This window comes from Nocardioides nanhaiensis, from assembly GCF_039542785.1.
GTDB classification, from domain to species: domain Bacteria; phylum Actinomycetota; class Actinomycetes; order Propionibacteriales; family Nocardioidaceae; genus Nocardioides; species Nocardioides nanhaiensis.
On record NZ_BAABIM010000004.1, the window covers coordinates 493718 to 506780 of the forward strand.

Genomic DNA, 13063 nt, shown 5'->3' on the forward strand with positions numbered 1-13063 from the left:
CTGGGTCGCGGTCAGGAGGCGACGTCGAAGACGTAGCCGGACCCGGCGACGGTGCGGATCCACTCCCGCGACCCGGTGCCCGCCGCCTTGCGCAGCTTGCGGCGGGCGCCGGCCACGTGCAGGTCGACGACGTAGTCGGACTCGACGAACTGCGTGTTCCAGACCTGACGGGCCAGCTCCCCGCGCTCCCAGACCCGTCCGGGCTCGCTGGCGAGGACGGCGACGACGTCGACCTCGGCCGGCGTCAGCGGGACCACGTGGCCGTCGAGCAGGACGACGCGGCCGGTGGGGACGATCACCAGGCCCCCGCCGGGCTCGAGCGGCACGGCCTGGGCCGCGGGAGCCGCGGCGACCGTCGCCGCCGACGCCGTGCTCTGGCGAGGCCGCCGCAGCAGCGCCTTGACGCGGGCGCGCAGCTCGCGCGGCGAGAACGGCTTCACCAGGTAGTCGTCGGCACCGATCTCGAGCCCTGCGAGCCGGTCGGACTCCTGGTCGCGTCCGGTCACCATGACGACGTAGACGTCGCTGAAGGTGCGCAGCTCGCGGCACACCTCGGTGCCGTCGGTGTCGGGCAGCGAGAGGTCGAGGGTCACCAGGTCGGGCTCCTCGCGCCGGACGGCCTCGATCGCCTCCCGACCGGTCGTCGCCGTCGAGACGGCGAGCCCCTCGTCGGCCAGTACGAGCTCGATCAACGCCCGCAGGTCGGGATCGTCGTCGACCACCAGCACCCGCTTCGTCTCCGCACCCTCCCCGGAACCCTCCATGCAGCGAGGTTATCGACATCCGTCACCCCCCGGTGGGTGACGGGACCCGGATGCCTTTGGCAGTATCGGTCCGGTGGATTCGGGTCCCCCCCTCGACCGCGTGCGTCAGCGTGCCGTCGAAGCCCTCGATCTGGCCTCCGCGCAGCGGCGCGAGCGGCTCGACCGGGTCACGCGCACGGCCGTGCGCCTGGTCGGCGCCGACTGGGCGGCGGTGACGGTCCTCGACGGCGACGTCGTGCGGCTCCCGTCGACCGCGTGCGCCCCCGCCGGAACCCCCGACCAGGCCCCGGCGGAGGAGACGTTCTGCCAGACCACGGTGCGCGGCGAGGACCTGCTGGCCGTCGAGGACGCAGCCGCCGACACGCGCTTCGACGGGCTGCAGCTGGTCACCTCCGGCGCGGTGCGGGCCTACGCCGGGGTGCCCCTGCGCGACGCGGCCCACAACGTGGTGGGGGTGCTGTGCGTCTTCGACCAGCGGCCCCGTGCCTTCACCGACGAGGACCGGGCGGCGCTGCTCGACCTGCGGCACTGGGCCGAGAGCGAGCTGACCTCCGCCAGCGAGATGGCGGCCGCACGCCGGGTGCAGACCTCGATGCTGCCCAGCACGGGCGTCCTGGCCGCCGGCTGGGACATCGGCGGGATGTGCCTGCCCAGCGCCGCCGTGGGCGGGGACTTCTTCGACCACGAGGTGCTCCACGACACCGCCGACCTCGTCCTCGGCGACGTCATGGGCAAGGGCACCGGCGCGGCGCTGCTCGGCGCGAGCGTGCGCTCGGCCGTGCGGGGCGCCCGGCGCGCGGTGGTGGCCGGCGTCGACCTCGGCGTCAGCACCACCCAGATCGCCCGCGCGATGGCCGAGGACCTCGAGCGTGCGCAGTCGTTCGTCACGCTCATGCAGGCGGTGATCGACCTCGAGGACGGCAGCACCCGGGTGGTGGACGTCGGGCTCGGCCTGGGTCTCGTCGTCCGGTCGGCCGGCGGCGTCGAGCGCCTCGGCGGCACCGGACTGCCGATGGGCGTGCTGGCCGACGACCACTGGGAGGAGCGCGAGACGGAGCTCGGAGCCGGCGACCGGCTCGTGCTGGTCAGCGACGGCGTCCTCGACGTGCTCGACGAGCCGGGGCGCAGCGACTGGTGGGTCGAGGTGGGGCAGTGGGTGCGACGCGCCGACGACGTCGACGCGCTGATCGACCACGTGCGCGGCCGGGTGGCGCGCGGCGTGCCGACCGACGACGTCACGGTGCTCGCCGCCTTCCGCGGCGGGCCCGGCCCGGCCGACCAGGGCGCCGCATGAGGCGTTCCCCCCAGCCCCTGACGCCGCGGCGCCGGGCCCTGATCCGCGTCGTCGTCACCGTGACCGCGCTGCTGGGGATCAACTACGTGGCCTGGCGCTGGCTGTTCTCCGTGAACTGGGACGCCTGGTGGATCGGCCTCCCGCTGGTGCTCGCCGAGACCTACAGCCTGGTCGACTCGCTGCTCTACGGCCTCACGGCGTGGCGGCTGCGCGACCGCGAGCCGCCTCCCCCGCCGCCGCGCGACCTGACTGTCGACGTGTTCATCACGACCTACAACGAGCCCCTCGACCTGGTGATGACGACCGCGCGCGCGGCCCTCGCCATCGAGTACCCGCACCGCACCTGGGTGCTCGACGACGGCAACCGAGCCGAGCTGCGCGAGCTGGCCGAGGCCGAGGGGATCGGCGTCATCACGCGCTCCCCTGACTGGGTCGGCATGCCGCGGCACGCCAAGGCGGGCAACCTGAACAACGCGCTGCTCGCCACCGACGGCGAGTTCCTCCTCATCCTCGACGCCGACCAGATCCCCGCGCCGCAGATCCTCGACCGCACGCTGGGCTACTTCCTCGACGAGCAGGTCGCGCTCGTGCAGACCCCGCAGTACTTCACCAACGTCCCCGAGTCCGACCCGCTCGGCAGCCAGGCGCCGCTGTTCTACGGTCCGATCCAGCAGGGCAAGGACGGGTGGAACGCCGCCTTCTTCTGCGGGTCCAACGCGATCATCCGCCGCGAGGCGCTGATGCAGCTGGGCCTGACCCGCTACGCCCGCGAGGTGCAGGAGGGCGTGCGCAAGGCGCTGCGCACCTCCCGGACGGTGATCCGGGAGGCCCGCGCCGCGCTCGGCCCCGGCGAGGAGTCGGTGCGCGCCGCCCTCGACGCCGTCGAGCACGACGTCAAGCGTGCCCGCCGCGACCTCGACCGCGGGCAGGCGCTCTTCGACGTCACCTACCGCTTCCAGCGCCGCATCGACGACGTGCACCGCACGCTGGTGCAGGCCGACCTCACCGCCCTCCAGGCCGACCTCGACGTCATCGCGCAGATCGAGGCGCTCGCCGACGACCCGGCCGAGACCCTGGCCGTGGTCGGCACCGACACGCTGGACCGGATGGCGCACCGGCAGTGGTCGCCGCTGGGCGCGGTCGAGACCGTGCGGGCGCTCATCGACGCCGTCGACGTCGGCCGCGCCGGCGAGGCGCAGCCGATCATGCCGCTGGCGACGATCTCGGTGACCGAGGACATGGCCACGTGCATGCGTCTGCACGGGCTGGGCTGGCGGTCGGTGTACCACGACGAGGTGCTGGCCTACGGGCTCGCGCCCGAGGACCTGGAGACGATGCTGACCCAGCGGCTGCGCTGGGCGCAGGGCACCGTCCAGGTGATGCTCCGCGAGAACCCGGTCGTGCAGCGGGGTCTCGACCTGCCGCAGCGGCTGATGTACCTCGCCACCATGTGGAGCTACCTCTCGGGCTTCACCGCCGTCGTCTACCTCGCCGCACCCGTGATCTACCTGATGATCGGGGTGCTGCCGGTGCAGGCGCTGAGCACCGACTTCTTCATCCGGCTGGTGCCGTTCCTGGTGCTCAACCAGGTGCTGTTCTGGCTCGTCGCCGGCGGGCGCCCGACCTGGCGCGGCCAGCAGTACTCGCTGGCGCTGTTCCCCACCTGGATCAAGTCCGTCACCTCGGCGGCCGGCAACGTCTTCCTCAAGCGCGACCTGGACTTCGCCGTCACGCCGAAGACCGCGCGCGAGGACTCCGCAGACCGCTGGGACCTGGTCCGCCCGCAGCTCGTGGCGATGGGGCTGCTCGTCGCGGCCATCGTCGTCGGCGCCGTCCGACTCGCCGTCGGCCAGGCCAGCTGGGGCGGCTCGCTGCTCAACATGTTCTGGGTGCTGTTCTCGCTCGCCGTGCTCTCGATCGTCCCTCGCGCCGTGCGCTACCGCGGCCCCGGCGCCGAGACCGCCACCCTCCCCGACCACCTCACCACCCCCCTCCCCTCCCCCCGTCAGGAAGGCCGCACATGATCGAGCTCGACGTCTCCACCGACCCCCGCGGCGTCGGCGTCATCGCCCCGCGCGGCCGGCTCACGATGGTGAGCGCCAAGCAGCTGCGGGAGGCCATCGACGGCCTCGTCACGGCCGGCACGGCCAGGATCGTGGTCGACCTGGCGGGCACCACCTTCCTCGACTCCTCCGGGCTGGGGGCGCTCATCGCCGGGGTGAAGACGACCCGGCAGGCGGGGGGCGACCTGCGGATCGCGCGCCCCACCGAGGCGGTGACCACCGTCCTGAAGCTCACCAACCTCGACCGGGTCCTGCGTCCGCGGGAGTCGGTCGAGGACGCGTTCGATGTCTGAGGGCGACGCGGGCGGCGCGTCGGGCGCGATCCGCCTGACCATCCCGGCCGAGCCCGCGTCGCTCGACGTCGTCCAGGACGCGCTGGCACGGCTGTGGGAGCAGCAGGGGGTGGACCCCGTGCTGGCGATGCGCTTCGAGACCGGCCTGGTCGAGATCACCGCCAACGTCATCGAGCACTCCTTCGACGCCGACCAACCCGGCCGGGAGTTCACGCTCGTCGTCGACGTGGGCGCCGACGCGCTGCGTGCCGAGCTGCGCGACAACGGCGTGCCCGCGGCGGTGGACCTGAGCGAGGTGACGCTCCCCGGGGACGACGCGGAGTCGGGTCGCGGCCTGGCGATGGCGCTGGCCACCTTGGACGAGCTGACCCACGAGCACCGCGAGGGGCTCAACGTCTGGCGACTCGCGTGCCGGCGGACCGACGGGTGACCCGCCGCCTGCTGGCGGTCCTGGTCGGCCTGGTCGGCCTGCTCGCGCTGGCGGCGCCGCTGGTACCGGCAGCAGCCGCCGACGACGACTCCACGGTCCCCCCACCGCCGGCCGGCGAGCCGTGGTTCGGGCCAGGCCTCGACTGGACGACCGACACCGCGACCGCCTACGCCGACCGCCTCGGCGAGGCGCCCTCGCTGTACGCGCAGCGCGTGCACTACCCGCTGGAGGGCGAGGACGTCGGGTTCCTGCGCCAGTTCGTGGAGCAGGCGACGTCGCAGGGCGCGGCCGCGGTGGTCTCGCTCGAGCCGCAGGTGGCCCTCGCGGACCTCGACGCCGCCGACGCCCGCAGGTTGCGCGAGGTGCTCGCCGACCTCGAGCGGGAGCGCGACGCGGTGGTGCTGCTGCGCTTCGCCCCCGAGATGAACGGTTCCTGGGTGACCTGGGGCCAGCAGCCGGAGCAGTACGTGCGCGCGTTCCGCGAGGTCGCCGAGGTCGTGCACGACGGCACCGAGCGGGTCGCCACCGTCTGGTCGCCGGCCTACGGCGCGGGCTACCCGTTCGGCGAGGCCTTCGGTGAGGTGGACGCCGCGGGTCCGCGGGCCGCCGACCTGGACCTCGCCGACCCCTACGGCCCGTACTGGCCCGGCGGTGCGGCCGTCGACTGGGTGGGGCTCTCGCTCTACCGCTTCGGCGACGACGCCGCGTCGAGCGACGACCCCGCGTTCGGTGACAACACGCTGCCGGAGCCGGGTGAGCTCGAGGCACGCCTGGACGAGACGCTGGGCTACGGCGACGACGCCCCGCGGTCGTCGTTCTACGAGCGCTTCGCCGAGCGCCGGGACCTCCCGATGCTGGTCGAGACCGGCGCGCTGTTCAACACCGAGGCCGACGCCGGCCCGGGCGAGCTGGCCATCAAGCAGGCCTGGTGGCGCCAGGTGTTCGCCGCGGTCGAGGAGCGGCCGGCGATCCGGGCGATCAGCTGGCTCGAGCTGACCCGCTCCGAGGCGGAGGCCGACGACGACCTGGTGCGCTGGAGCGTCACCGAGCCCGACGGCGTCGCCGACGCGTTCCGGGCCGACCTCGAGGCGGCGCCGCTCGACCTCGACCCGGTGAGCCGCGTCATCGACCAGGAGTCCTCCGCGGAGGCGACCGCGCAGGGGCGCGACGTCGCCCCCGGCCGCCCCGCCGGCGACGTCGGCGCCGAGATGGGCTGGCTCGTGCTGTGCGTGGTGCTCCTCGGCGTCCTGTACCTGCTCGCCGGGGTGGTCGGCCGGGTGCGACCTCAGTGGCGCTACGAGCCGCAGGGGTCGCGCGACGACCGGCTCGACCTGTTCCGCGGCTGGATCATCATCGCCGTCGTCGTGACCCACATCGAGGTGGGCGGCGCCTGGTCCTACGTGACCCTCAACGCGGTCGGCGCCATCACCGGCGCGGAGATGTTCGTGCTGCTCTCGGGACTCGTGCTGGGCATGGTCTACGCCCCGACGGTGCGGCGACTCGGCGAGTGGGGCGCCGCCGTCACCGCCTGGCGGCGGGCCCGCAAGCTGTACGTGACCGCGCTGGTGGTGGTGCTCCTCGTCCCGCTCCTCGGGCTCGTGCCGGGCGTGACGAGCGAGGCGGTCACCACCTTCACCGACCGCGGCACCGGCGAGAACGGCACCGAGGTCGCCGGCCAGGTCTACGACCTCTACCCCAACCTCGCGCGGCTGCTGGACTACCCGCCGCCCTGGTACGCCGTCCGCCAGCTGCTGCTGCTCGAGATCGGCCCGTGGGTCTTCAACATCATGGGCCTCTTCGTGGTGCTCAGCCTGCTCGTGCCGCTCGCCATGTGGCTGATCCGCCGCGGCGCGTGGTGGCTGCTGCTCGCCGGCTCCTGGACGGCCTACGCGGTCGGGGCCACGACGGGCTGGCACCCGTTGCCCTCGCAGTTCGAGTACGTCTTCCCGCTGCTGCTGTGGCAGCTGCCCTTCCTGCACGGCCTGGTGATCGGGCACTACCGCCAGCGGATCGTCCGCGCGCTCACCACCCGCACCGGCGTGCTCGCCGTCGGCGTCGTCGTCGTGGGCTACGCGACGTTCCTGGGCTGGCTGTGGATCGCGCACCGCACCGGGATCGACCCGCTGGTCGTGCCGCCGGAGACCTACGGCTGGCTCTACGACAACGCCTACACCCGGGTCTTCCTGCGCCCGGGACGCCTGCTGGACCTCGCCGTGCTGCTGGTGGTGGCCTACGCCGTGCTCACCACCTGCTGGAAGCCGGTGGACCGGCTGGTCGGCTGGTTCTGGACACCGCTGGGGTCCAACAGCCTCTACGTGTTCGTCGTCCACGTCTTCTTCGTCGTCGCGGTCGCCAGCCTGGCCGCGCTGCCCTGGCTGCCGGTGGAGGACTTCTGGGTGGGCACGCTCGTGCACACCGTCGTGGTGCTCGCCATCTGGGCGATGGTGCGGCGCCGGGTGCTCTTCAAGGTCATCCCCCGCTGAGCACCCGTCGCCGCGTCGCGGCCACGTCGCGTCAGACGTTCATCAGCCCCTCGACCAACAGGATCACGCCGAAGACCACGAACGCCGCGGCCGCGCCGTACTTGATCGCCTTCTCGGGCAGCTGCTTGCCCAGCAGGGCACCCACGGCGATGGCGAGCGCGTCGGCGGCCACCATGCCCACGGTGCTGCCGATCCAGGTGCCGAACCAGCCCTCGCGGGTGGCCAGGGTGATGGTGGCGAGCATCGTCTTGTCGCCCAGCTCGGCGAGGAAGAAGGCGATGCCGACGGCGAGGATGGCCGCGCCCTGGCTCTTGCGAGCCTTCTCGGCCTCCTCCTCGGTGAGCTCGTCGCCGCGCAGGGTCCACGCCGCGAAGGCCAGGAACGCGACTCCGGCGACGATCGCGATCGCGCCCTGGTAGTCGGCGAACGTGTCGCCCACCCAGTAGCCGATGCCTACCGAGGCCAGGTGGACGATCGCGGTGGCGACGGTGATGCCGATGATCACGTCGCGGGCCCGATAGCGGGCGGCGAACGTCATCGCCATCAGCTGCGACTTGTCGCCCAGCTCGGCCACGAAGATCACGGCCGTGCTGATCAGGAAGGCTTCCATGGTGTGTGTCCTCTCAGGCCCGGCCGGAGGACTCTCCGGGCCTGGCTGCTCCCGGGGACGTGCCTTCGACCAGGCACGTCTGCGTGTTGCTTGCACAGGTGCATCCGGTCGAAAGTCTCGTCCGCCCTGGGGGCCCGCTGCACCGGGCCCGAGGGCCAGTGTGTCGACGCAGCGATTGGGGACTACTCCCTTTCAGCCGACGACCTTAGCCCATGGGCCGGGACGGCGCCGCATTCGGGTCGGGGCTCACCCCTGGTCCGGGTCCGGGTCGACGACGGCGCCGCCTGTGGCCACGATGCGCGGCGAGCTCGGCGCGCCGGGCACGGTGAGCGGCAGGTCGACCGGGGAGGACACCCGCACCTCGAGCCGCTCGCTGCCCTGAGCGAGGCTGACCTGGACCTGCAGGCCGGGGAACCGCTGCCGCGCACCGACCCGCTGCAGGTACTCCTCGACCGCGGCGCGCGCCTGCGCGGGGGCGAGGTCGAGTCGGGAGTCGGTGACGCCGTCGGTGTACAGGGCGCGGCTCGCGACTCCCCCGTCGGCGCCGTACAGCGCGGCGCCGTCCGCCAGGGTGTCGAGCTGCTGGCGGTGCAGGTAGGCGGCCGAGACGTCGACGACCGTCGCGACCAGCAGCAGCACCACGAACGCGAACCCGATGATCATCGGCGTCACCGTGCCGCGCTCGTCGGCTCGACCACGCTCGATCACTGGACCTCCTGGAACTGACCGATCGGCACGGTGTGCGAGGCGTCCAGCGCCACGCCCGGCGGGGGCCCGCCGAGCAGGTCGGGCACCAGCGGCAGGTCCACCCGCGAGTCGACCCGCACCGTGATGACGGCGCCGCCGCTGTGGCAGCTGCTGCCCGGCGTCCGGCAGCTGACCCGCACCTGCAGTGGCACGTCGTCGGGCAGGCCCTGGTCGAGCAGCACCTGCCGCGCCGCCGCGCGGGCCCGCTGCTCCCCCTGACCGTCGTCGGGTGCCAGCGCGTAGGCGCGGGCCGCGGCCCGGGCGGCGCCGCTGACGCCGAAGGCGCCACGCTGCACCTCGAAGACGGTGAGCACGATCCACAGCAGCGGCACGAGCAGGAGCAACCCCAGCCAGACGAACTCCACGATCGCGGTGCCGGCCTCGTCGCGCGCCCGGGTGTTCACGGCTGCTCCTCCACCGCGCGCCCGGTCACCTCCACCGGCACCGCCGGTCCCAGCAGACCCAGCGCCGGCACCTCCGCGCGCACCGTCACCGCGACCCCGGGGGCGCCGCCGACCGAGGTCGGACGCGCGACCACCTCGCGCGCGAAGCGGTCGGCCAGGGCACCCGAGATCTGCTCGCGGGTGGTGGCGACGCCGTCGGCCGGACCGGCGTCCACCGTGGCCGCCACACGAGCACCCTCGGAGGCGGCCGAGGCCAGCGTGTTGCGTACCAGCAGCACGAGACCGACCTGGACGATGCCCAGCACCAGCGGCACCAGCAGGGTCAGCACGAGCACGAAGTCGACGACGGCCGACCCCCGGTCGTCGCGGTACCGCCGTCGTCGGCGGTGTCGGGGCAGGGTCACCCGACCGAGCGGAGCGCCTGCCGCAGCATCCGCTGCAGCTCGTCGCCCGCGATCGCCCCGATCGCCGTCACCAGCCCGACCGACATCACCGCGACGAACACCCAGCCGGGCACGTCACCCCGCTCGTCGCGTCGCCGGCGCACACGAGCGATCGAACCGAGCAGGGCCGGCAGCGACACCAGCACCCAGCGCAGCGCCACCTCGTGCAGGCGGAGGATCATCGTCATCATCACTGTTCCTTTCCGAGAGCCGACCACTAGCCGGTGGTCAGCGACAGGCCCACGAAGCCGGGCCAGAAGACGAAGAGCACGGTCACGGGGAGGACCAGGAAGACGACCGGGACCATCATCAGGACCTCGCGACGCGCGGCGACCTCGATCAGCTCGCGGCGACCGGCCTCGCGCACGTCGCCGGCCTGCGCGTGCAGCACGTCGGCAAGCGGGGTGCCCCGCTCGATGGCGACCGCGATCCCCTGTGCGAAGCGCGCGACCAGCGGCAAGCCGGTGGCCGCCGCCATCCGGTCGAAGGCCGCGCCGACGGGCTCGCCGGTCCGGATCTCGGCCAGGACGCGCGCCAGGTCGCGCGAGAGCTCGCCCCCGCTGCTGCGCACCACCCGGTCGAGCGCAGCCACCGGGCTCTCGCCCGCGGCGACGGCGAGTGCGAGCAGCTCGGCGACCGCGGGGAACTCCATCGAGATCCGGCGCTCGCGGTCGCGCACGCGGCGGGTCAGCTGCTGGTCTCGCCAGATCACGCCCAGCGCGAACGCGGTGAGACAGAGCAGCAGCCACAGGGCCGGCGACCCCGCGGCCGTCAGCGACCGGAGCACGCCGAGCGCGGCGGTGAGCGCAAAGGCCGCCAGGCCCCACAGCACCTGCTCGACCCGGAACTCGGCGACGGCGCGCGGGTCGGCGGCGCGGTCCAACCGGCGCTGCACCGAGGCGGCGCCGCCCAGCACCTGCTCCACCCCGGCGGCGAGGCGGTCGAGGACCGGCTCCACGACGGCGCCGAGCGCACCCGGCAACATCCCGGCCGAGGCGCCGGACCTCGCCGTCGAGGGGAGCCTCAGGCCGGGCGCGCGCCCCACAGGCGGCAGGTCCCGCACGTAGGGCAGCACGCGCACGAGCAGCTGCGGGCGCCGGATCGCCTGCACCCGGGCCACCACCAGGAGCACCCCGATGCCTGCGAGCGCGCCGAGGACGGCCCCCCACGCCCCGGGTGTCACGAGCGCACCCCGGCGAACACCCGCTTCTCGGTCGGCAGCCGCCCCAGGCGCATCATCAGGCGGTACGCGCCGAGACAGGCCGCAGCGCCGATCAGCAGGATCACCACACCCGTGACGGACCGGTAACGGCCGATCACGTCCTGCCGACCGCTCATGAGAAGGAGAACCACCCACGGCGCTGCGACGGCGAGACGAGCCCCGTTGACCGCCCAGGCCTGCCGTGACTCCAGCTCCGAGCGGGTACGCAGGTCGTCGCGCAGGTAGCCCGAGAGGTTGCGCAGCAGGCGTCCCAGGTCGCCCCCACCCACCTCGCGCGCGACGCGGAGTCCTTCCACCACCCGGTCCCCGGTCGGATCTGCCAGGCGGTCCTTGAGTCGGTCCAGGCAGTCGGAGAAGCGGCCCGTCGCCTGGTAGTCGAGTGCGAACGCTTCGAAGGAGGCGCGCAGCGGTGCAGGGCCCCGCACGGCCAGGCCTGCCAGCGCATCGGGGAGGGAGAGCCCCGCTCTCACCGCCGAGGCGAGGTTGTCCACGGCCTCGGGCCACACCTCCGCCAGCTCACGGCGACGCCGTCGAGCCCTTCCCTGCATCACCCCCACCGGCAGGTAGCCGGCCATCGCGCCCATCACGAGCGCGATGGGCGGCGTCTGCGTGAGGACCAGCACCACCAAACCGGCGCCGACCCCGCTGGCGGCACAGAGCCCGAGGAACCCGGTCGGCGTCACCCCCGGGGAGCCGGCGGTCGCCAGCAGACGGACCAACCGGCCGTCCCGCGGTTGCCCCGTGGCCGCCGCGTGCCGCGGCAGGGCGAACGCGGACCAGATCAGCATCAACCCGATGCCGACTCCGAGCCCGACGACTGCGCCCATGCTCAGCTCCCCCGGACCAGCAGCCCGTGCACGTCGATGCCCGCTCGCTCGAAGAGCTCGAGGCGCGGCGGCATCCCATGCCCGCGGCGCAGGTCGGTGCTGGACGAGGACGAGCCGGGTTCGGCACGCCGGGTGAAGATCGTCTCGGTCTCGATCACGTCGTTCTCCACCCGGCCCGGCACCCCGACGACCTCGTTGACCCGCCGCACTCCGTGCGCATCCACGCCCAGGTGCACCACGAGGTCGACGGCCGAGGCCACCGTGGGGACGACGAAGCGGCTGGAGATGTTCTCACCCGCCAGCAGGGGCAGGGTGCAGACCTTGGTGAGCGCCTCGCGGGCCGAGTTGGCGTGCAGGGTGCACATGCCCGGCAGCCCGGAGTTCAGGGCGAGGAGCAGGTCCAGGCACTCCTCGGCCCGCACCTCACCCACGATCACCCGGTTGGGGCGCATGCGCAGCGCCTCCTTGACCAGGTGGCGCAGCCGCACCTCTCCGGTGCCCTCGAGCCCGGCCTGCCGCGTCTGCAGCGGAACCCAGTCAGGGTGGGGGAAACGGAGCTCCCACACCTCCTCCGCGCTGACCACCCGCTCACCGCCCGGGATCGCGGCCGCCAGGCAGTTCAGCATCGTGGTCTTCCCCGCCTGCGTCGCTCCGGCCACCAGGATGTTGAGACCGGCCCGCACGGACGCCTCGAGGAAGGTCGCCGCCCGCTGCGTCAGGCTCCCGAGCTCGACCAGGTCGGAGAGCCGCGCCGCGCGCAGCACGAACTTGCGGATGTTGACGGCACTGAAGCCGCGGCTGATGCCCTCGAGCACCACGTGCAGCCGGTGTCCCTCGGGCAGCATGGCGTCCACGAAGGGGTGGGAGAGATCGATGCGCCGACCACTGCTCTTCAGCATCCGCTCGACCAGCTCGGTGACCTGCGCCTGGGTGAGCACCAGGTTGGTCAGCTCGTGACGCCCGTGCCGCGCCACGAACACCCGGCTCGGGTCGTTGATCCAGATCTCCTCCACGCTCGGGTCGTCCAGCAACGGCTGCAGCGGCCCGAAGCCCGACACCCGGGCGACCAGCTCGCCCACCACCCGGTCCACGTCGCCGACCGGCGCCACCTGGCCGGTCAGGCTGCGCTCGTCGTGCTCGCGCACGACGCCCTCGGCGATCCGGCGCACCGTGGCGGCGTCGCGCTGCGGGTCGACTCCCTCGCGCCGCACGATCGCGCGCACCGACTCGTCCAGCAGGTCGACCAGCGCCGATCCCTGGCCGGGCAGGTGCGCACCCGGCGGCATCAGCGGCCGCGGGCGCGTGGGTAGGGGCGTCATCCCCATGCGGTGAACCTCTCCCGAGATCGAGGTGAACCAGATGAACTCGTCGAAAATACGGAGTTGGTGCTCGGCCGGTCCAGTGCGTGGACGCAGCCTGTGGACAACTTTCGTCACGTCTCGTCTCATGCGCCCCTGCGTTCACCGCAGTCACACCGACGGCC

General features: G+C 73.3%; 14 protein-coding genes. 5 read left to right on the forward strand and 9 right to left on the reverse strand.

The genetic code is table 11. The annotated features are described in order from the left end of the window. Positions 1 to 11 precede the first annotated feature (11 nt). Positions 12 to 764 carry a response regulator transcription factor gene (locus tag ABD948_RS19345; RefSeq protein ID WP_345269775.1) on the reverse strand — a complete coding sequence of 251 codons (753 nt, stop codon included), beginning with the start codon at positions 762 to 764 and terminating at the stop codon, positions 12 to 14. A gap of 73 nt (positions 765 to 837) precedes the next feature. Here ABD948_RS19345 and ABD948_RS19350 point away from each other — a divergent pair, with 73 nt between their 5' ends. From ABD948_RS19350 to opgC, 5 genes are read left to right on the forward strand one after another with little or no spacing between them, the layout of a single operon-like run. Then, positions 838 to 2058 carry a PP2C family protein-serine/threonine phosphatase gene (locus tag ABD948_RS19350; protein WP_345269781.1) on the forward strand — a complete coding sequence of 407 codons (1221 nt, stop codon included), beginning with the start codon at positions 838 to 840 and terminating at the stop codon, positions 2056 to 2058. Beyond that, positions 2055 to 4082, forward strand: coding sequence for a glycosyltransferase (locus ABD948_RS19355; protein WP_345269787.1), 2028 nt, complete (start codon positions 2055 to 2057; stop codon positions 4080 to 4082). The genes ABD948_RS19350 and ABD948_RS19355 overlap by 4 nt, the downstream gene beginning before the upstream one ends. Then, positions 4079 to 4414 (forward strand): STAS domain-containing protein, encoded by a 336-nt coding sequence (locus tag ABD948_RS19360; protein ID WP_345269796.1) that lies wholly within the window; start codon positions 4079 to 4081, stop codon positions 4412 to 4414. The genes ABD948_RS19355 and ABD948_RS19360 overlap by 4 nt, the downstream gene beginning before the upstream one ends. Beyond that, positions 4407 to 4844 (forward strand): ATP-binding protein, encoded by a 438-nt coding sequence (locus tag ABD948_RS19365; RefSeq protein ID WP_345269808.1) that lies wholly within the window; start codon positions 4407 to 4409, stop codon positions 4842 to 4844. The genes ABD948_RS19360 and ABD948_RS19365 overlap by 8 nt, the downstream gene beginning before the upstream one ends. Then, positions 4841 to 7327, forward strand: coding sequence for an OpgC domain-containing protein (gene opgC, locus ABD948_RS19370; RefSeq protein WP_345269821.1), 2487 nt, complete (start codon positions 4841 to 4843; stop codon positions 7325 to 7327). The genes ABD948_RS19365 and opgC overlap by 4 nt, the downstream gene beginning before the upstream one ends. A gap of 31 nt (positions 7328 to 7358) precedes the next feature. Here opgC and ABD948_RS19375 read toward each other — a convergent pair whose 3' ends face one another. The 8 genes from ABD948_RS19375 to ABD948_RS19410 form a co-directional block, all read right to left on the reverse strand. Then, positions 7359 to 7937, reverse strand: a complete 579-nt coding sequence (locus ABD948_RS19375; protein ID WP_345269830.1) for a TMEM165/GDT1 family protein — start codon at positions 7935 to 7937, stop codon at positions 7359 to 7361. 246 nt (positions 7938 to 8183) lie between these two features. Continuing rightward, complete coding sequence (locus ABD948_RS19380) at positions 8184 to 8645, reverse strand: pilus assembly protein TadG-related protein (protein WP_345269843.1); 462 nt, start codon at positions 8643 to 8645, stop codon at positions 8184 to 8186. Then, positions 8642 to 9088: a hypothetical protein gene (locus ABD948_RS19385; RefSeq protein ID WP_345269849.1), complete on the reverse strand. Its 447-nt coding sequence runs from the start codon at positions 9086 to 9088 to the stop codon at positions 8642 to 8644. Before ABD948_RS19385 ends, ABD948_RS19380 begins: the two co-directional genes overlap by 4 nt. Beyond that, positions 9085 to 9492, reverse strand: a complete 408-nt coding sequence (locus tag ABD948_RS19390) for a TadE/TadG family type IV pilus assembly protein (protein WP_345269859.1) — start codon at positions 9490 to 9492, stop codon at positions 9085 to 9087. Before ABD948_RS19390 ends, ABD948_RS19385 begins: the two co-directional genes overlap by 4 nt. After that, entirely contained in the window at positions 9489 to 9719 is a 231-nt protein-coding gene (locus ABD948_RS19395) for a hypothetical protein (RefSeq protein WP_345269866.1), read from the reverse strand. The genes ABD948_RS19390 and ABD948_RS19395 overlap by 4 nt, the downstream gene beginning before the upstream one ends. 29 nt (positions 9720 to 9748) lie before the next feature. Beyond that, positions 9749 to 10714, reverse strand: a complete 966-nt coding sequence (locus tag ABD948_RS19400) for a type II secretion system F family protein (protein ID WP_345269870.1) — start codon at positions 10712 to 10714, stop codon at positions 9749 to 9751. Then, a complete protein-coding gene (locus ABD948_RS19405; RefSeq protein ID WP_345269886.1) occupies positions 10711 to 11580 on the reverse strand; it encodes a type II secretion system F family protein in 870 nt (289 codons plus the stop codon). The genes ABD948_RS19400 and ABD948_RS19405 overlap by 4 nt, the downstream gene beginning before the upstream one ends. Positions 11581 to 11582: 2 nt before the next feature. Next, positions 11583 to 12905 (reverse strand): TadA family conjugal transfer-associated ATPase, encoded by a 1323-nt coding sequence (locus tag ABD948_RS19410; RefSeq protein ID WP_345269904.1) that lies wholly within the window; start codon positions 12903 to 12905, stop codon positions 11583 to 11585. Positions 12906 to 13063 lie beyond the last annotated feature (158 nt).